Source organism: Aestuariimicrobium sp. T2.26MG-19.2B, assembly GCF_950101875.1.
Classification (GTDB): Bacteria; Actinomycetota; Actinomycetes; order Propionibacteriales; family Propionibacteriaceae; genus Aestuariimicrobium; species Aestuariimicrobium kwangyangense.
The window spans coordinates 685,007-703,934 of the sequence record NZ_CATNLW010000002.1 but is presented as its reverse complement, the minus strand read 5'-3'; the positions used below and the strand labels follow the sequence as shown (position 1 = coordinate 703,934).

16 protein-coding genes are annotated in these 18,928 nt (G+C 69.0%); 9 read left to right on the top strand and 7 right to left on the bottom strand.

Annotated elements, in window-relative coordinates; translation table 11 throughout:
• Positions 1-9: 9 nt before the first annotated feature.
• Positions 10-3,570 carry an ATP-binding cassette domain-containing protein gene (locus QQZ11_RS13085; RefSeq protein ID WP_284550729.1) on the bottom strand — a complete coding sequence of 1,187 codons (3,561 nt, stop codon included), beginning with the start codon at positions 3,568-3,570 and terminating at the stop codon, positions 10-12.
• A gap of 65 nt (positions 3,571-3,635) precedes the next feature.
• Positions 3,636-4,538 carry an MBL fold metallo-hydrolase gene (locus QQZ11_RS13080; RefSeq protein ID WP_022910557.1) on the bottom strand — a complete coding sequence of 301 codons (903 nt, stop codon included), beginning with the start codon at positions 4,536-4,538 and terminating at the stop codon, positions 3,636-3,638.
• 73 nt (positions 4,539-4,611) lie between these two features.
• Between QQZ11_RS13080 and hrcA the strand changes: the two genes are divergently transcribed.
• Genes hrcA through tgt form a run of 4 tightly spaced genes read left to right on the top strand, consistent with a single transcriptional unit; the run spans position 4,612 to position 8,822 of the window.
• A complete protein-coding gene (gene hrcA, locus QQZ11_RS13075) occupies positions 4,612-5,628 on the top strand; it encodes a heat-inducible transcriptional repressor HrcA (protein ID WP_022910556.1) in 1,017 nt (338 codons plus the stop codon).
• Positions 5,629-5,656: 28 nt separating this feature from the next.
• The gene (gene dnaJ / locus QQZ11_RS13070) at positions 5,657-6,853 is read left to right on the top strand and encodes a molecular chaperone DnaJ (protein ID WP_284550728.1); all 1,197 of its coding nucleotides are present in this window, start codon (positions 5,657-5,659) and stop codon (positions 6,851-6,853) included.
• On the top strand, positions 6,850-7,587 hold the full coding sequence (locus QQZ11_RS13065; RefSeq protein WP_284550727.1) for a 16S rRNA (uracil(1498)-N(3))-methyltransferase: 738 nt from the start codon (positions 6,850-6,852) through the stop codon (positions 7,585-7,587). Before dnaJ ends, QQZ11_RS13065 begins: the two co-directional genes overlap by 4 nt.
• A complete protein-coding gene (gene tgt / locus QQZ11_RS13060; RefSeq protein ID WP_284550726.1) occupies positions 7,584-8,822 on the top strand; it encodes a tRNA guanosine(34) transglycosylase Tgt in 1,239 nt (412 codons plus the stop codon). The genes QQZ11_RS13065 and tgt overlap by 4 nt, the downstream gene beginning before the upstream one ends.
• Before the next feature lie 26 nt (positions 8,823-8,848).
• Here tgt and QQZ11_RS13055 read toward each other — a convergent pair whose 3' ends face one another.
• From QQZ11_RS13055 to QQZ11_RS13045, 3 genes are read right to left on the bottom strand one after another with little or no spacing between them, the layout of a single operon-like run.
• Complete coding sequence (locus QQZ11_RS13055; protein WP_446698871.1) at positions 8,849-9,556, bottom strand: queuosine precursor transporter; 708 nt, start codon at positions 9,554-9,556, stop codon at positions 8,849-8,851.
• Between the two features lie 33 nt (positions 9,557-9,589).
• Positions 9,590-10,591, bottom strand: coding sequence for a hypothetical protein (locus QQZ11_RS13050; RefSeq protein WP_284550724.1), 1,002 nt, complete (start codon positions 10,589-10,591; stop codon positions 9,590-9,592).
• A gap of 37 nt (positions 10,592-10,628) precedes the next feature.
• Positions 10,629-11,336, bottom strand: coding sequence for a PadR family transcriptional regulator (locus tag QQZ11_RS13045; protein ID WP_284550723.1), 708 nt, complete (start codon positions 11,334-11,336; stop codon positions 10,629-10,631).
• Between the two features lie 221 nt (positions 11,337-11,557).
• On the opposite strand from QQZ11_RS13045, the gene QQZ11_RS13040 reads away from it, so the two are divergent.
• Positions 11,558-12,052 carry a DUF5709 domain-containing protein gene (locus tag QQZ11_RS13040; RefSeq protein ID WP_284550722.1) on the top strand — a complete coding sequence of 165 codons (495 nt, stop codon included), beginning with the start codon at positions 11,558-11,560 and terminating at the stop codon, positions 12,050-12,052.
• A 22-nt stretch (positions 12,053-12,074) separates the two neighbouring features.
• On the opposite strand, the gene QQZ11_RS13035 is transcribed toward QQZ11_RS13040, so the two are convergent.
• Positions 12,075-13,370, bottom strand: coding sequence for an MFS transporter (locus QQZ11_RS13035; protein ID WP_284550721.1), 1,296 nt, complete (start codon positions 13,368-13,370; stop codon positions 12,075-12,077).
• Positions 13,371-13,678: 308 nt separating this feature from the next.
• Between QQZ11_RS13035 and QQZ11_RS13030 the strand changes: the two genes are divergently transcribed.
• Genes QQZ11_RS13030 through era form a run of 4 tightly spaced genes read left to right on the top strand, consistent with a single transcriptional unit; the run spans position 13,679 to position 17,344 of the window.
• Positions 13,679-14,638: a PhoH family protein gene (locus QQZ11_RS13030; protein ID WP_284550787.1), complete on the top strand. Its 960-nt coding sequence runs from the start codon at positions 13,679-13,681 to the stop codon at positions 14,636-14,638.
• Positions 14,635-15,093: an rRNA maturation RNase YbeY gene (gene ybeY, locus QQZ11_RS13025; RefSeq protein WP_022910546.1), complete on the top strand. Its 459-nt coding sequence runs from the start codon at positions 14,635-14,637 to the stop codon at positions 15,091-15,093. The genes QQZ11_RS13030 and ybeY overlap by 4 nt, the downstream gene beginning before the upstream one ends.
• Positions 15,094-16,395 (top strand): hemolysin family protein, encoded by a 1,302-nt coding sequence (locus QQZ11_RS13020; RefSeq protein ID WP_022910545.1) that lies wholly within the window; start codon positions 15,094-15,096, stop codon positions 16,393-16,395.
• On the top strand, positions 16,388-17,344 hold the full coding sequence (gene era, locus QQZ11_RS13015; protein ID WP_284550720.1) for a GTPase Era: 957 nt from the start codon (positions 16,388-16,390) through the stop codon (positions 17,342-17,344). Before QQZ11_RS13020 ends, era begins: the two co-directional genes overlap by 8 nt.
• A 36-nt stretch (positions 17,345-17,380) precedes the next feature.
• Here era and QQZ11_RS13010 read toward each other — a convergent pair whose 3' ends face one another.
• Positions 17,381-18,907, bottom strand: coding sequence for an amidohydrolase (locus QQZ11_RS13010; protein WP_284550719.1), 1,527 nt, complete (start codon positions 18,905-18,907; stop codon positions 17,381-17,383).
• Positions 18,908-18,928 lie beyond the last annotated feature (21 nt).

The window sequence follows — 18,928 nt, the reverse complement described above, 5'->3', positions numbered from 1 at the left end:
GCGCGACGGTCAGCCAGCCAGGTGCGACCAGCGGGTCGACAGTTCTTCCCACGGTCCCTCGGCGGCGATCTCCCCGTCGACCATGACCACCACCCGGTCGGCCCGGGCGAGGGCTGCTCGCTTCGAGGTGGCGCCGACCACGGTCGCCGAGCGGTGGCGGAGCGCCTCCCACAGTTCGACCTCCGTCCTCGCGTCGAGGGCGGACGAGACGTCGTCGGCCAGCAGCAGTTCCGCGTCGGCAGCCAGAGCCCGTGCCAGCGCCAGTCGCTGCACCTGGCCACCCGACAACCGGACGCCACGGTGACCCACCATGGCGGTGGGGCCACCCGCGTCCTCCACGTCGGGCGTCAGCCGGGCGTCGGAGACAGGCGCGTCGAACGCGCGGGTGAAGCCCAACTGCACGTTGTCGGCGAACGTGCCCGACATGACGCGCGGCACCTGGGCCACGTAGGCGACCTGGCCGGGGCGCATGAACAACTCTGCGTCGCCCACGACCTGCCCGTTCCAGAGCACCTCTCCGGAGTAGTCAATCAGGCCGGCGAGAGTGCGCAGCAGGCTCGACTTGCCCGAACCCACCTGACCCAGCAGCAACACCAGTTCGCCGCGACGCACGGTCAGTGAGACGTTCTCGACGCCGACCGTACCGTCCTCATGGATGGCGGTGACGTCGCGGACACTGAGCACCTCGAGTGGGATCTGCTCGACCGGGGGAGCGGCCGGTGCCTCCCCCGTCTCGAGGTCGACACCATCGGGCAGCGTCATCAGGTCGACACCGCCGGCCATCTTCTGGGTCGCCACCTGCCAGGAACGGGTACCGGGTGCCTCGGTGACGACGGCGCCGGCGACTCGTCCGAACCACTCGAATCCGTTGAGGGCGTTGACCACCAGCAGGGCAGTCGCCAGCCCCCACCAGCCGCCGACCACGGCAGCCCACACGACCACCACGCCGACCTTGATCATCACCACGGGCACCGCGTCCAGCACAGCCTGCACGTGGTGCTCGCGGACGGCCGCGTCGACACGCCCGGAGTCCACCTTGAGCAGGTGGGCGTGCACCTCGGGGGTGCGTCCCGCCAGCTTCACGGTGCGAGCCGACTCGAGGGTCGAGACGAGGGCTCGCCCGAAGGTGGCCCGCATGGCCGACGCCCTGGTCGCCGTACGCCCCGCGATCGGACGACCGATGGCCGAGGCCAGGGTGGCCGCAACCACGACAGCGAACAGCACCAGCCCGGCAACCGGGTTGGAGGCTGCGATCGCGGTCACGACCACCACCACCAGGCCGTTGATGAAGTCGACCCAACGGTCGGCATAGCGGGCGTACCGGTCGGAGTCCATGGCACGCGCGACGACCTCACCGGCGGGCACCTTCTCGAGTCGGTGCTGGGCGGTCTGGCCCACGAGCACCGCCAACCGGACCCGCAACAGCACCTCGATCCACCAGCGCGGATAACGGGCGATCCCCTCGGAGAGCATGACCGGGCCGGCGAAGACCATCACGACGAGTGCTGCCAGCCACCACCACGGCTGCTGGCCAGCCGCGACCTGCTCGACGGCGTGTCCCCAGGCGAAGCCAGTGAGGGCGCCAGCCGACCCGGTCAGGGACACCCCAAGGAACAGCCCCACCGAGAGAAGGCCCCACTCTGGGCGCACCGTGAGCGCACTCCAGATGCCGCGGGCCAGGCTCGGGCCCGTCTCGACCGCTGCCCGCGCGAGCACCTCGCGGCGTCGGCGTGCCGACCCGACGGACTCCACCAGCGACCCGTTGGCGTGGGCGGCAGCGTGTTCGGCCCCCGCCTGGGGCAGGGCCACCGGGCGGGCATCGTCCGGCTCGTCGACGCCGACGCCAGCGCTACCGGCCGATCGCAACAGGTCACGGAAGGGGCCCTCGGTGCGGCTGAGGGCAGTCTGTGACCCGAACTGGACGAGTTCGCCCGCCCTCATCACCGCCACCAGGTCGGCGCGGGCGATGGTCGACAGACGGTGGGCCACGAGCAGACCGGTGCGTCCGCGCAGCAGTCGGTCGCTGGCGGCGACGACGCGGTGCTCGGTGAGGGGGTCCATGCGGGCGGTTGCCTCGTCCAGCACGACCACGTGCACGTCGCGGATCAGCAGCCGCGCGAACGCCACCAGTTGTTCCTCACCGGCCGACAGGGTGGTGCCGCCCGGCCCGAGCAGGGTGTCGAGTCCTTGGTCGAGTCCGGCCACCCAGTCGGTGAGCCCGAGTTCGTCGATCACCTCGACGACACGTCGGCGGGGCAGGTCGGCGAACAGGGTGATGTTCTCGGCGAGCGTGCCCGCGAGGATCTCGGTGCGTTGGGTGACCACACCCACCTGGCGGCGAAGGTTCTGCAGATCCAGGTCGAGCACGTCCACACCGCCCAGCAGCACCATGCCGGGGCTGGGTTCCACCGCCCTCGAGATCAGCGAGGCGAGGGTTGACTTGCCCGATCCGGAGCGTCCCACGAGCGCGAGGGTCTGGCCCGCAGGCACGTGCAGGTCGATGTCGCGCAGCGCGAACGTGCCCTCGTCATAGGCGAAGGTGAGATGGCGGAACTCGAGGTCGACCTCGTCGGACTCGATCTGGCGACCACCCACGGGCTCGGGCTGCAGGGCCATCATCTGCCGCAGCCGTGCGACGGCACCCAGCCCGGCCTGGATGTCGGGCATCTGCTCGGCGACGAACCCCACCACGCCCACGAACTGGGTGGTGATCAGGAACAGGGTGACCAGCTGGGCCACCGAGGTGTGGCCCCGGGTGGCCATCGTCGCGCCGATCACCGCCACGGCCGCGAGCAGCGCGTTGAGCAGGATGATGCCGCGCAGCAGGATCTTCTTCTCCAGGTCGAGCACGGCCTTGAACTTGCGGTGCACGTCGGCCGAGAGCTGCGCGAGTCGGCGGATGGCGAACGACTGACCCAGGCTGGTGCGCAGGTCGTCCCGACCCGCGATGCCCTCCTCGAGGGCGGCGGCATGGTCGGTCCACGCGGCCTCCTCGACGATCTTGCGTTCCTGGATGGGCTTGAGCAGTGAGCGCATGCCCAGCCAGGTGAGCGCCGCGAAGCCGGGGAACATGAACCAGGCCGGCCACCACGTGAGTCCGGCGATGATCCACATCGGCACGGCCCCGAAGAGGGCACGCAGCACCATCCACGACTGCCAGCGCATCAGGTTGCCGACCTCGCGGGTGTCGTCGTCGACACGGTCGAGCACCTCACCGACGGCCTGCTCGCCGAGGTGGGCCAGCGGCTGGTTGAGGGCAGCATCGAGGAGGTCTCGACGAAGCCCGCCCTCGACCCGGTCGATCTCGCCGAACCACAGGTATCGACCGGACATGTCGAGGATCGAGCCGCCGATCATGGCGATGGCGAGCCAGCGGACGACCTGCCAGCTGGGCTGCTGGGCCACCTGGCCGGCGAAGACATTGCCGAGGACCATCGCGAGCGAGCCGATGGCGAGCACGATCAGCGCCACGGTGTTCACCGGCGTGACGAGGCGCCGCCAGTCGACGGTGCGGGTGGTGGAATCGGTGACGATCGCCGCGATGGGCGCGGTGCTGGTGCTGGTGCTCATGGCGCCGACCAGCCTAGGTCCAGGGACTGACGAATTGCGCGCCAATTATCGCTGGACGGTCCTCCTCAGAGGCGTCCCAGCAGCGGCAGGGAGGTGCGGGGCTCGAGGCCCTTGGCAGCCAGTTCGGCATAGGCCAGGGGAAGGGCGGTGCGGATCGTCCGAGCTGAGTACGGCCAGTCCCACTGAGAGGCCCCCGGGTGGGGTCGTCCGTCGATCTCCGGGGTGTCGAGTGCCTCGAGGGCCTGATCGAGTCTGATGCCCCGACCGACGAGTTGTTCGGCCTGGCCGTAGATGGTCGAGACGTTGGCGCGCTGCTCGAAGACGACCTGCTTGTCGACGACGGAACCGTGGCCGGGCACGAAACGGGTCGAGTCCAGGGTGGCGCCCAGCATGCCGTCGAGGGTGGCGGCCCAGGTCTCGACGGTGCTGTCGGGCCCGAAACTGGGTTCGGCGCCGACCTCGACGAGGTCTCCGGTGAACACGACGTCCCGCTCGGGCAGGTGCACCACCAGGTCGCCCTGGGTGTGACCACGCCCGTGGTGGATGATCTCTGCCCTGGCCCCGCCCAGGTCGATCGCCTTCACCATGGCGACGGTCGTCGTGGCGGCCGCCAGGCCCTCCGGGACGGCGGGTGTCGGCTCGCCAGGGCCGTCAGGAACCTCACGCCCATCGCCTGTGGGCAGGTGCGCGGACTCGTGCGCGATCGAGACCACCTCGGACCCGAAGCCGGCCAACCCCCAGAAGTGGTCGAAGTGGTCGTGCGTGACAACCACGTGCGTGACGGGTCGTCCGGCATGTTCGGCGGCGGATGCGGCGATCATCGCGCCCTGCTCGGGCGAGGATCCGGTGTCGACCACCAGTACGGCGCGGTCGCCGACCACGAGCCCGATGTTGACCGAGGCGGGCTCCGCCACGGCGACCCAGACGCGGTCGGCCACGGGCTGCCACTGACCCAGAGAGAACTCCATGTCCGCGAGCCTAGCGTTACACTGGCACTCGGCCTGGCGGAGTGCCAGCGCCACCGGCCGGCAGGAGGTGACCATGGACGACCGCAAACTCGAGGTGCTCCGCGCCATCGTCACCGACTACGTCGAGTCGCGCGAGCCAGTCGGGTCGAAGGCCCTGGTGGATCGCCACCAGCTCAACGTCTCGCCCGCCACCGTGCGCAACGACATGGCGGTGCTGGAGGAGGAGGGCTACATCACGCAGCCCCACACCAGCGCCGGACGAATCCCCACCGACAAGGGCTATCGCATCTTCGTCGACCGCTTGGCCAGCATCAAGCCGCTGTCGGCGGCCGAACGGCGAGCCATCCAGACGTTCCTCTCCGGTGCGGTCGACGTCGACGACATCGTGCTGAGGACGGTGCGCCTGCTGGCGCAGATCACCCAGCAGGTGGCGATCGTGCAGTACCCGGCGTCGAACTCGGCGATCGTCCGCCACGTCGAACTCGTCAGCCTCACCGTTGACCGGGTGATGGTGGTGCTGATCACGTCGACCGGGCGTATCGAGCAGCAGGTGATCGAGCTGCCTGATCACGACGAGGCCCTGTTGGCGCGGTTGCGCGAGAAGCTGAACGGCAGCATCGTCGGCCTCGCCACCTCGCAGGCCGCCCAGCAGTTGACGGCCCTCTTGGCCGACATCTCACCCGACGACGCCATGCCCGCGGCCGCCCTCGTGGCCACGGTGCTCGAACTGTTGGCCGTCGACCGGGCCTCGGCCCGCGTGGCGGTCGCCGGAGTGCCATACCTCACCCGTTTCACCGACCAGTTCGAGAGCACCGTCAAGCCGGTGCTCGAGGCGCTCGAGGAGCAGGTGGTGTTGCTCCGCCTGCTTGGTGAGACAGTGCAGGGCCACGAGATCGGGGTGAGGATCGGGCACGAGAACTCCGTCGAACAGCTGCGTTCGACGTCCATGGTGGCCAGCGCCTACGGCCCACAGGCCTCGGCATGGGCCAGCCTCGGGGTCGTCGGCCCCACCCGCATGGACTACCCCCAGACGATGGCCTCGGTGAGTGCCGTCGCGCGATATCTCGGCCGTTTCCTGTCAGAAGGTTGACCAACCCCAGAAGGATGTCCCAACGCAGATGAGCCCCTCCCAGACCGACTACTACGAGGTTCTCGGCGTCGCCCGCGACGCCACCCCCGAGCAGATCAAGAAGGCCTATCGCCGGATGGCGATGAAGGTGCATCCCGACGTCGCAGCCGATGCCGATTCGGCAGAGAAGTTCAAGCAGGTGCAAGAGGCCTACGAGGTGTTGCACGACCCGAACAAGCGGGCCGTCTACGACCGCGGCGGAGACCCGATGGGGTCGGGTTTCAGCGGCTTCGGCGGCGGCCAGGGGTTCGACGGGTTCGGCGGCAACTTCGGTGGTGCCGGGTTCGACTTCACCAACCTGGTCGACGCCATGTTCGGGGCCCAGTCCTCGAGAGGACCCCGCAGCCGGGTGCGGCGTGGTCAGGACGCGCTGGTGCGCGCCCAGCTGACCCTCGCCGAGGCGGCCTTCGGTCTCACCAAGCCGATCAGCATCGACACGGCGGTCGTCTGCCCCACCTGTGCCGGCAAGGGTTCCGAGGACGGCCAGGAGCCGGTCACCTGCACCGTCTGTGACGGGCACGGCGAGATCACCCAGATCCAGCGATCCTTCCTCGGCGACATCCGCACCTCCCAGGCCTGCCCCAACTGCCGCGGCTTCGGCTCGATCATCGCCCATCCCTGCACCGAGTGCTCGGGGGAGGGTCGGGTCCGGCACAAGCGCACCATCAACGTGAAGATCCCCGCCGGGGTCAAGTCGGGCAACCGCATCCACCTCGAGGCTCAGGGTGAGGTGGGTCCCGGTGGTGGCCAGGCCGGTGACCTCTACGTCGAACTGATCGTGGCCAACCACGAGACCTTCACCCGCGAGGACGACAACCTCGAGACGGTGATCCGGGTACCGATGACCGCCGCCGCGCTGGGCACCACGGTGCAGATCGCCACCCTGGAATCCGAACGCGAGGAGACCGACGAGGCCGACCGCTGGGTCGACGTCGAGATCCCCACCGGTACCCAGTCGGGCACGCGGTTGGTGGTCGAGGGACGCGGCGTGCCCAACCTTCGCAGCGGACGACGGGGCGAACTCGGTGTCACCCTGCTGGTGCAGACCCCCACCAAGCTCGACGACGAGCAGCGAGAACTGCTGCTCCGACTGGCCGAACTGCGCGACGAGACCTCGGTGGTGCCCAAGATGACCAAGCACGGCAAGGGAGTCTTCGGACGCCTGAAGGAAGCCTTCGGCGGATGACCGACGCGCTCTTCCTCGGGGAGATCGACGGCGCGGTTCCCGGCTCGGTGGTCGAACTGACCGGCGACGAGGGACGCCACGCGGCCGTGGTCAAGCGGATCCGGGTGGGGGAGTCGGTACTCGTCTCCGACGGCCGGGGACGCGCCGTCCACGGCCCGGTGGTCGAGGTCACCAAGCAGGGGATCCGGATGCGGGTGGACGAGGTGCTCAGCTCCGCGGAGGGCTCCCTCCGCTTCCGGGCGGTGCAGGCCCTGGCCAAGGGCGACCGCAGCGACCTGGCGGTCGAACTGCTCACCGAGATCGGCTGTTCCGAGATCGTTGCCTGGCAGTCGCACCGGTCGATCGTCCGGTGGGACGCCAAGGCCGACAAGGGACTGGCCAAGTGGGCGGCCACCGCCCGTGAGGCCACCAAGCAGTCCCGTCGGTTCCGCGTGCCCGTGGTCGATCGACTGGTGACGACTCCCCAGCTGGTGAAGCAGGTGGTGGCCGACGAGGGCCTGGTGCTGGTGCTGCACGAGGACGCCACCGAACCGCTCAGTTCGCTCGACCTGCCCCACTCCGGCACGGTGACCGTGGTGGTCGGGCCCGAGGGCGGCATCGCCCCCGAGGAACTGCTGCAGCTGACCGAGGCGGGGGCTCGTCCGGTCGTCATCAGCGACGGAGTGCTCCGCTCCTCGACGGCGGCCGCCATCGCCGTCACCCAGCTGCAGACCCTGGCCGCGGTGCGGCCGTGAGCGAGTTCGGCTTCGTGCCCGATGCCGTGCTCGACAACGGGCTCGGGCGGGCCGGGGTGATCCACACCCCACACGGACAGATCGAGACCCCCGCGTTCGTCGTGGTCGGCACCAAGGCGACCGTCAAGGCCGTGCTGCCCGAGACGGTGGCCCAGGTCGGGACGCAGGCGGTGCTCGCCAACGCGTACCACCTCTACCTGCAGCCCGGATCCGATCTGGTCGACGAGGCAGGCGGGTTGGGGCGGTTCATGAACTGGCCGGGCCCCACCTTCACCGATTCCGGCGGCTTCCAGGTGATGAGCCTGGGTGCCGGGTTCAAGAAGGTGCTGGCGATGGACGCCTCGCGCGTCTCCAGTGACGAGGTGATCGCCGAGGGCAAGGAGCGGATGGCCCACGTCGACGAAGACGGGGTCACCTTCAAGAGCCACCTCGACGGTTCGAGGCACCGGTTCACCCCCGAGGTGAGCATGAGGGTGCAGCACGAGTTGGGTGCCGACATCATGTTCGCCTTCGACGAGCTGACCACGCTGATGAACACGCGTGCCTACCAGGAGGAGTCCCTCGAACGGACGAGGCTGTGGGCCGAGCGCTGCCTGGCGGCCCATGCCACCCTGACCCGCGAACGCGCCGACAAGCCGTACCAGGCGCTCTTCGGGGTGCTGCAGGGAGCCCAGTACGAAGACCTGCGACGCAAGGCGGCGCGCGACCTGGCGGCCATGGAGGTCGACGGGCAGTCCTTCGACGGTTTCGGCATCGGTGGTGCGCTCGAGAAGGAGAACCTGGGCACCATCATCGGCTGGGTCTGCGAGGAACTTCCCTTCGACAAGCCCCGTCACCTGCTGGGCATCTCGGAGCCGGAGGACTTCTTCGCCGCCGTCGAGGCGGGCGCCGACACCTTTGACTGCGTCAACCCTTCGCGGGTGGCCCGCAACGCCGCCATCTACACGGTCGACGGACGGTTCAACGTCAACACCGCGGCCTCACGCCGGGCCTTCGTGCCCTTGGACGAGGAGTGCGACTGCTACACCTGCGCCCACTACACGCGTGCCTACCTGCACCACCTGTTCAAGGCCAAGGAGATGCTCGCCTCGACGCTGGCGACCATCCACAACGAGCGGTTCACGGTGCGACTGGTCGACCAGATCCGGGCCTCGGTGAGGTCGGGCGACTTCGACGACCTGCGCACGGAATTCCTGGGTCGGTTCCACGCCCGCAGGCGGTCCACCGAGCTCTGAGGGCCGGGTCCCGGTGGACGAGCGGCTCAGCGGGGACGGTAGCTGGGCTCGTGGCGCTTCAGCCACTTGATCAGCCAGGCGGTGGCCGGCATGACGGCGTACTGCACCGCCACCTTGTAGACGAATCCGAAGAGGGTGTAGTTGGCCCACTGGCCGACGGTGGTGATACCGATCGCGGTCGCTGCCACGGTGCAGAAGACCAGGGTGTCGACCAACTCGCCCAGACCGGTGGACGAGGCGAGTCGCGCGAACAGCCCCCGCTCGAGGGTGCGCCTCTTCATCAGCACCATCACGGTCGAGTTGAGCGTCTGCCCCGCTGCGTAGCCCAGCAGCCCCGCGAGCACGATCTGCCAGACGGGGCCCAGGGCCGTCTCGAGGGCTGACTGCTTCGCGATGCCGTAGTCGTCGTTGAACCCGGGCAGCACGATGATGATGGCGTAACAGATCACCGAGACGACCGCGGCGATGAATCCCATCACGATCGCCCGGCGGGCCGCCCTCGCGCCGTACAACTCGGTGATGACGTCGCCGAGGATGTAGGCCAGCGGGAACAGGAAGAAGCCACCGTCTGTGATGATCGGTCCGAACTGCACCCCCTTGGAGCCGCCGATGTTCGACAGGATCACGACCACGCTGATGCTGGCCAGCAGCACCGCGTAGTGGCCGGACCCCGGGTCGGCCCACGCGGGGCCGGCGGTGTCGGGCTGGGTGCGGGACGTGGGGGAGGTCTCGATCACGATCGGTCAGTGTATGCGGAGTCGGTTGGCTCACTCGTACATGACATAGACGGGGTCGAGCGCGAGTACCTCTGCCGGGGTCATCAGTCGGCCCCCGGTCTTGACGTCCTCCTGGTAGAAGAGCTTGAAGCCCAACCGCACGAAGTCGGGAGTGGTGGCGGTCACACGCTTCCACGTCGCCACCTTCGCTCCCGGGCTGCCGATGCCGTCGACGGATTTCACCCAGGCCATGCCGGGGTAGGGGCGCAGCGTGGATTCCTGGCGGACGACCCCGGGGTTGAGCTGGTGGAAGACGGCCACCTTCTCGGGCAGACCACGACGGGAGACCAGCGCCGACAGGTACTGCCCCACCAGGTTGAGCTCCGCTCCGGTGGTGTGTCCGAAGACCCGCCCGGGCACCTGTCCCGGTTGGACCGACCATTCCGGGTCGAGGGCCACGCCGACGTCGGGCTCCTCCAACCAGCGTTCGTAGGCCCTGACCTCATCGATGAAGCGCGCCCGGCCGGGCTGGATGTTGAGCAGCAGCAGCGCCCGCCGGCGTCTGGCCATGGCCAGCCACTGGTCGATGACGGCCCCGTCGATGCGGGTGCGGTACGTGCCGTCGGCGCCCGGCGTGGCGTGCACGGTGGTGACGATGAGTTCCATCACCGGGACGACGGGCTTCGCCCCGGCGTACTGACGGGTCAGGGCAAGCATCTCGGTCGTGCGGGCGGCCAGGTCGTTCCCGACCCCGAGGCGTCCCTGCCCCGGTGCGCCGGGATGGCCGCACCAACCGACCAGCCGGGCACCGCTGGAGAGGGGCGTCATTCCTCCCGGCGTGTCGAACGAGGGGGTACTCGCAGGGCTCGAGGGGGCTGAGGGCGAGGAGGGAGGGGCCGGGCTGGCGGTGGGCACCGGTGACCGCGTGGCGGTGGAGCGCCCCTTCACGGACGATCCGTGTTCGGGCGTGGAGGAGCCGCCGCAGCCCGCCAGGGCGGCAGCGGCTCCCAGTGCGGAACTGCCGGTCAGGGTCAGGAGGTGGCGACGATCCATGTGTCCATCGTCGCCGATCGGCGTGCCGCGGGGCACATCACTGCTCGGCGAGCAGGCCGTAGAGCTGCTTTCGAGTGCTGGTCACCAGCTCGGCGGCCCGCTTGGCGAGCTCGTCGTCACCGGTCTGTGCGACGGCCTTGGTGGCGTGGGCGAGTCCGCCGAGTGCCTTGAACAGTTGGGCCTGGGCGTTGTCGTCCGAGCCATCACTGGTCTGCTCCCAAGGAGCGGGACGCTCGGCGGCCCGCTCGGACTCGACTCGGCCCTCCTCGGTGATCTCGTAGAGGCGGCGGCCGCCGGACTCGGTCTCGCGGATCAGGCCCTCGTCGGTCAGTTGGCTGAGGGCGGGGTAGATGGCGCCGGGGCTTGGCTTCCATGCTCCCTCGGAGCGTTCACCGAGTTCCTGGATGATCTGGTAGCCGTTTCGCGGTTCCTCGGCGATCAGCAGCAGGGCCGCCAGTCGCACGTCCCCACGTCGGGCCCTGCCGCCGCGGCCACGAGGGCCGCCGAAGCCGGGACCGAAGCCGGGCCCGAAGCCGGGACCGAACCCGAAACCCCGGCCGAATCCCGGGCCGCCGAAGGGTGGATTGAAGCCCGGAGCCTCCGGACCTGGCCCGAAGCCCTCATGGCGCCGGTGGCGTCCACGCGGGCCGCGCCCGTCACCGTCGGGGCCCTCGGGTTCGGGGCGGTGGTTGTGGGGGTGCTCGCGGCGCCCGCTGAATGGGGGAGTGAAGTCGAAGCTCTTCATGATTGCTGTCTCGTTTCGTGTCGGTCGGTGGGCCCCGGGGGGCGCCACGCTGGAGTTGTGGAGGTGGGCACGACGTCTCGGGCTCACGAGATCAACTGTGATGGTCAGATCGCGATATGTCAACGATATATCTAGAACTGTCGCGAACTGCTCTGATCTGTGCCGGCTGGAACCTCGGCGTTCCGGCTTGCCTGGACGTGAGTCAGTGGCAGAATCGGGTCATGGAAGGCTCATTCAGCACCGACGAAGTGGTCCCCGAGGACTCCGAGCAGCTCGACCAGCTCGACCAGGTCGACACCCTGATCGACCGGGGGGTGAACGATCCCCTCGACGAGGGCTGGATCGCTCCCGACCACTGGTCCGCGGCCCAGGGCTTCGGCAACACGGCCACCGAACAGCGCGAGGGCGAGACCCTCGAGATGCGGATCAGCCAGGAGGAGCCGGAGGTCGTCCGTCGCCACGAGGACTGGAATCCCGACCACGAGAAGCGCGAGGTCGGACGCCAACGCGCCGGCCGACTGGTCGATGCCAAGCTCGGCGAGGACGGCGTCGACACCGAGAAGGACGAGGTCGGCGTCGACGTCGGCTTCGCGGGTGGTGCGGCCTCCGCGGAAGAAGCGGCCATGCACATCTACGATCCCGACCACGACGATCCCGACGAGGAATGGGACGGCGAGGAGTGGGACGAGCCGGTGGCCCCCGAGGTCGCCCGCTGACAGCCCACCGCCCTTGGTGGGATCAGGTGGTTCTGAGCGCCGTCACCTCAGGGGCCCGGTAATCGCGGAAGGATCGCCCGAACACCGCGCACGCCGCCACGCCGAGCACCACCAACACACCGCCCCACAGGGACGCCCAACCCGCGCCGATCCTCGCGGCCGCCAAGCCGTGCGCCACGTCGGCGACCCGGGGTCCGCCGACCACCACGACGAAGAACACCCCTTGCAGCCGTCCCCGCACGTCATCGTCGGCCGCCTGCATCAACATCGTCGAACGAAACGCGGACGAGGCCGTGTCGGACGCACCGCCGACCGCCATGGCGGCAACGGCCACCACCAGCCAGGGCAGCATCGTGCCTCCCGCCAGCACGCAGGCGAGGCCGAAGGCGATGACGCACAGACCCCAGCAGAGGACGCACACCAGCACCGCGACCCCGTGGTGGCGCACCCGGGAGACCCAGCCGGAGAACACACCACCGAGGAAGCCGCCGAAGGGGATCGCCGCGAACAGCACGGCCAGGGCCACGCCGCCATCGGAGGGTCCGCCGAAGTTGACGTCGGCCAGCTGGGGGAACAGCACCCGCGGCATGCCGAAGACCATCGCCACCAGGTCGACCACGAAACTCATCAACAGCACCGGCGACCCCTTCAGGTAGCCCAGGCCGTCGGCAATGGAGCGCAGTCCGGGTCGACGATGCGTTGCCGCGCCCTCGGAGCGGCGGGGGAGCATCGGCGGCAACTTCCAGACCGCGTAGACCGTGCTCAGCAGGAAGAGCGCATCGGCGAGGTAGAGCCAACTGAAGCCCAGCACCGGGATCAACATGCCACCGACGAGCGGCCCCGCGATGCCACCGAAGAGGAAGACGGTGGTGTTCAGGGCATTGGCGGCGGCCAGTTCGTCCGGTTCGACCAAGCTGGGGAGCATGGCCGTGCGCGCCGGTGAGGTGATGGCGAAGAAGGCCTGCTGCACCGAGAACAGGCCGAGGATCAGCCACACGTTGTGCAGCCCCGCGAACGCCTGCACGGCGAACAGGCTGCTGGCTGCGACCAGACCGACCCCGGCGAGCAGGGCGAGTTGGCGCCGGTCGAAGTGGTCGGCCAGCGCCCCGCCCCACAGCCCGAACACGAGCAGGGGCACCAGTCCGAAGACACCGGTCAGACCGACGATCGCGGAATCGTGGGTGAGTTGCCACAGCTGCGCCGGCACGCTGACGACGGTGAGTTGGGCGCCGATCGTGGTGACGATCTGCGCGGTCCACAGGCGCCGGTAGTCGGGGTGTCTGAGCGGCCGCGTGTCGGCGAACAGTCGGGGAGCCACCGGGGAACCCTAGTCCTCGGACGGGAGCAGCGGGGCCCCACATCCACGCGAGAAGAGGCAGTTGAGGGGCCTTTCCGTCACCCTGCGTGACGAGAAGCCCTCCCACGTGCCCCGATTGGCGCGGATCCGGTGGGAGGATTTCGCCTCGAGCCGATGCCGACCCCAGCACGGTCAATGGGGTCGATCACGCGGGCGCGCGCGCCTAGAATGGTGCCGTCCACCCCATCGGTTCTGCCCCGGAGGCCCTCCTGAGTACCGTCACGCCGCTCCCAGCCGAGCGCATCGTGCAGATTCCTGCGTCCATCCCCATGGTCAACGTGCTCGGCCCGCGCGATGAGTTCCTGCGCATCCTCGAATGTGAACTCGAGGCTGACCTGCACGTGCGCGGCAACGAGGTGACCCTGCGTGGCACCCCCGACCAGGTGGTCTTCGCCCAAGAGGTGCTGACCGAGTTGATCACCATCCTGCGCACCGGTCAGGGGCTGACTGCCGAGACCGTCGAGCGCGTGGTGACGATGAGCGAGGCCCACGAGCAGGTGGCGCCCGCCGAGGTGCTCACCCAGAACATCCTCTCGAACCGCGGCAAGACGATCCGCCCGAAGACGCTCAACCAGAAGCGCTATGTCGACGCCATCGACCAGCACACGGTCGTGTTCGGCATCGGCCCCGCTGGCACGGGCAAGACCTATCTGGCGATGGCCAAGGCCGTGCAGGCGTTGCAGGCCAAGCAGGTCAACCGCATCATCCTGACCCGCCCCGCGATCGAGGCGGGCGAGAAGTTGGGCTTCCTGCCCGGCACCCTCAACGACAAGATCGACCCTTATCTTCGTCCGCTCTACGACGCCCTGCACGACATGGTCGACCCCGAGTCGGTGCCCAAGCTGTTGACGGCGGGCACCATCGAGGTGGCGCCGCTCGCCTACATGCGCGGGCGCAGCCTCAACGACGCGTTCATCATCCTCGACGAGGCGCAGAACACGTCGATGGAGCAGATGAAGATGTTCCTCACCCGCTTGGGGTTCGGTTCGAAGATGGTGGTGACCGGTGACGTCACCCAGGTCGACCTTCCCGGTGGGCAGCTGTCGGGTCTGCGCGCGGTGCAGCACATCCTCGACGGGGTCGCCGACATCACCTTCTGCCAGTTGACCAACCACGACGTGGTGCGGCACAAGCTGGTCGGACGCATCGTGGCCGCCTACGACCGCTACGAGACGGCACAGCCCCACGAGGACGAACGCGGTCAACGTCACGACCGGTTCCGTCGATGATCGACCTCAACAACGAGTCGGGTGAGCCTGCCGACGAGCAGGGCCTGATCGCGCTGGCGTCGTTCGCACTCGACCACCTGCGCATCAACCCCCAGTCGGAGTTGTCCATCCTGCTCGTCGACGAGGACACCATGGCCGGCTACCACGAACGGTTCATGGACCTGCCCGGACCGACGGACGTGATGAGCTTCCCGATGGACGAGATGCGGGCGCCCTCCGACGACCAGGACCCCCCGCGCGGGCTGCTGGGTGACATCGTGCTCTGCCCGACCGTGACCGCCAGACAGGCCGCCGAGAACGGACGATCCGCCGACGACGAGGCGGAGTACCTGCTGATCCACGGGCTGCTGCACCTGCTGGGGCATGACCATGCGGAACCGCAGGAGAAGGCAGTGATGTTCGGTCTCAACGACCGCATCATCGCCGCCTGGCAGTCGCGCAAACCGGGGGCCTGAGTGGGCACCACCGACTGGGTGATGCTCGGTTTCGCCCTGGCGTCGGCCATCCTCGCCAGCATCCTGGTGGCGACCGATGCCGCCCTGCAGTCGTTCAGCCGTTCACGCTCCGACCAGTTGGTCGAGGACGGTCGTCCCGGGTCGGCCCGCCTGCAACGGATCGTCGTCGACCCCGCCCCCTACGTCAACGCGTCGATGTTCGTGCGCATCCTGGCCGAGATCGTCTCGATCGTGCTGGTGGCCTTCGTGGTCTACGGGCAGCTCGAGCCGACCTGGCAGCGGATCCTGATTGCCGCCGGCTCGATGGTGGTGACCTCGTTCATCTTCTGGGGGGTCGCGCCCCGCACGATCGGGCGCCAGCGCGCCGACCAGGTCGCCCTCGCGATGTCGGGCCCCGTGACCTTCCTCGACGCCATCCTCGGCCCCATTCCGCAGCTGATGATCCTGATCGGCAACGCACTCACCCCCGGGCGAGGGTTCGCCGACGGACCCTTCTCGAGCGAGGCCGAGTTGAGGGAGATGGTCGACCTGGCCCAGGCCAACGAGGTGATCGAGGCAGGTCAGGTCAAGATGATCCACTCGGTCTTCGAACTGGGTGCCACCTATGTCAAGGAAGTGATGGTGCCCCGCACCGACGTGGTGTGGGTCTCCGCCGACAAGACCTTGCGCCAGGGCCAGGCGCTCTGCCTGCGCTCGGGCATCAGCCGCATCCCCGTGGTGGGCGCCGGCGGTCTCGACGACGTGCAGGGCATCCTGTTCCTCAAGGACGCCACCCGCCGCATCTTCGACCACCCCGACGCCGGACGCCACGAGACCGTGGCGCAGGTGATGCGACCGGTCACCTTCGTGCCCGACTCCAAGCCGGTCGACGAGGTGCTGCGTGACATGCAGCGCACCCGCACCCACCTGGTGATGGTGGTCGACGAGTTCGGTGGCACGGCTGGCCTGTTGTCGATCGAGGACATCCTCGAGGAGATCGTCGGCGAGATCGTGGACGAGTACGACGCCGACCCGACCCTGGCCGAGGAGATCGGCGACGGCACTTGGCGGATCAGCGCCCGGATGCCGATCGACGACCTGGGCGACCTGTTCGGGCTGCACCTCGACGACGACGACGTCGAGACGGTCGGCGGCCTGATGGCCAAGCAACTGTCGGTGGTGCCGATCCCGGGCTCGATGATCGTCTACGAGGGCCTGGTGATCACCGCCGAGAAGGAAGTGGGTCGCCGCCACCAGATCGACACCTGTCTGGTGCGCCGCGCCGAGGACGACGAACCGACCGAGGAGAACGCCCATGCCTGATCACACCCCGACCGCCGAGCGGGGGACCGAGACGCCCTTCGTGTCGGGCTTCGCCTGTTTCGTGGGTCGCCCCAATGCCGGCAAGTCCACCCTCACCAACGCGCTGGTGGGCCAGAAGGTCGCGATCGCCTCGTCGAAGCCGCAGACGACCAGGCACGCCGTGCGTGGCATCGTGAACCGTCCCTCCGCCCAGTTGGTGCTGATCGACACCCCCGGGCTGCACAAGCCCCGCACCCTGCTGGGGGAGCGCCTCAACGACATCGTGCGCGCCACCTGGACCGAGGTCGACGTCGTCGGTGTGGTGCTGCCGGCGAACCAGAAGATCGGCGCCGGCGACACCTACCTGGTCTCGGAATTGGCCAAGTTGCCCCGTCGACCCAAGCTGGTGGCGATTGCCTCGAAGATCGACCTGGTCAGGCCGGAGCAGTTGCGCCAGCACCTGCTCGACATCACTGCCCTCGAGGATGCCCACCAGGTGCGCTTCGAGCACATCGTCCCGGTCTCGGCGATGTCGGGGGAGCAGGTCGACGAGGTCGCCGACGTGCTGATCTCGATGCTGGAACCCGGCCCGGCGTTCTACCCCGACGGTGAGGCCACCGACGAACCGACAGAGACCCTGGTGGCGGAGCTGATCCGCGAGGCAGCCCTCGAGGGGGTGCGCGACGAACTGCCTCACTCCATCACCGTCGTGATCGACGAGATGGGGTTGCGCAAGGATCGTCCCCAGGACAAGCCGCTGCTCGACATCTACGCCTCGATGGTGCTCGAGCGCGACTCGCAGAAGGGCATCATGATCGGCCACCAGGGGTCACACCTGCGCGAGGTCGGCACGAAGGCCCGCGAGCAGATCACCGCGCTGCTCGGCACCCCTGTCCACCTTGACCTCAAGGTCAAGGTGATGAAGGACTGGCAGCGCGACCCCAAGTTCCTCAACCGGCTGGGCTTCTGACACCACCCGACTGCGGCCACGTCCGCCCCAACCCGCTCACAGACCGGAGTGGGTGATCCGTCCGTCCAACATGGTCAACGACGGACGAGTGGCCGCCAACCGCTGCGGAGCCACGTCGAACGGGTTCTCGTCGAGCAACAACAGGTCGGCCTCCGCCCCGGGCACGAGGCTGGCCACGCCGCGGGTGGACGACAACAGGGCCTGTGAGACGTTGAGCGACTGCTCGGCGTGCCACGCCTCCCGGATGCCGTCGCTGCGGGTCACCGCCGCCTGGATCGCCAGCCACGGGTCGAGCGGTGCCACGGGTGCATCGGAGCCGAACGTCATCGCCACCCCGGCCTCGGCCATCGACGCGCAGGCGAACGCGCTGGCCGTGCGGTCGGCCCACAGGTCGTCCATCGCATCGCGGTCGTCGAGCAGGTGGGCGGGTTGCACACTGGCGCGGATGCCCAGCTGGGCCATCCGGGTGATGTCGGAGGGACGCACCAACTGTGCGTGCTCGATGCTGCCGCGGGCGCCGGTCGCGGCGAAGGCGTCGAGCACCTGCGAGACGGCCTGGTCACCGATGGCGTGGATGGCCGACTCGATGCCGTTCGCCCATGCCCTCGACATCAGGTGGGCGAGGTCGCCGGTGGAGATGTTCACCACCCCGCGATCGCGGTCGGGATCGACCCGACCCAGTTCGGACGAGGTGTACGGCTCGCAGCAGTAGGCGGTGCGCGCGGTCAGTGAACCGTCGGAGACCACCTTCAGTGGGCCGGCGATCAGCAGCCCCGAGGGATCGAGCAGGTCACCGGAGTGCAGCCCCTCGTCGATGGCTCGTTCCAGCCACTGCGGGTAGATGGCGGGCCTCACGCACAGGGTCTGGAATCCCTCGGCGAAGCGGCGCCGCCACTCGTCCATGGTCCAGCTCATCTCCATGTCGACGATGCCCACGACACCACGGGAGGCAGCCTGTTTGGCGGTCTCGTTGATCCGGCGGTCGAGGGCTGCGGTGGGCAGGTGGTTGAGCTGGCGGGTGAGCGCGAACGCTTCCTCCTCGACCAGGTGGCCGGAGCCTGTCACGCCGTGGCGTGCCATGGCGGCGGAGTTGAGCCAGGCGGAGTGCAGGTCGCCCGAGAGCAGCACCGTGGGGTGCTGACCGGTGGCCTCGTCCAGCACCTCGAGGGTCGGCGGCTCTGGCCAGCGGGAGTCCCGGAAGCCGAATCCGACCAGGGTGTCGGCCTCCAGCGTCCGTCGGGAGCGGTCGAGGTGGGCGCGGACGATCGAGGCGGCCTCCGCGGCCGACGCGGAGTCCGCGACGCTCACCCAGCGCGAACACATCGCCCACTGCGCCATGTGCACGTGGGCATCCCACAGGCCGGGGATGACGAAACGTCCGTCGGCGTCGACCTCCTCGACCTGGCTCGGTCCCGGACGACGGCTGATCCGGCGCTGCACGATGTGCAGGTCGGTCGGCGAGGAGGCTCGGCCCGTGGCCAGGTCGAGCACTCGGGCGTCCCGGATCACCAGGTCTGGGGCGTCGCCCGTGTGCGTCGCGAGGGCCGGGCTGATGGCTGTCACGGCAGTCATTCAAACCCACCG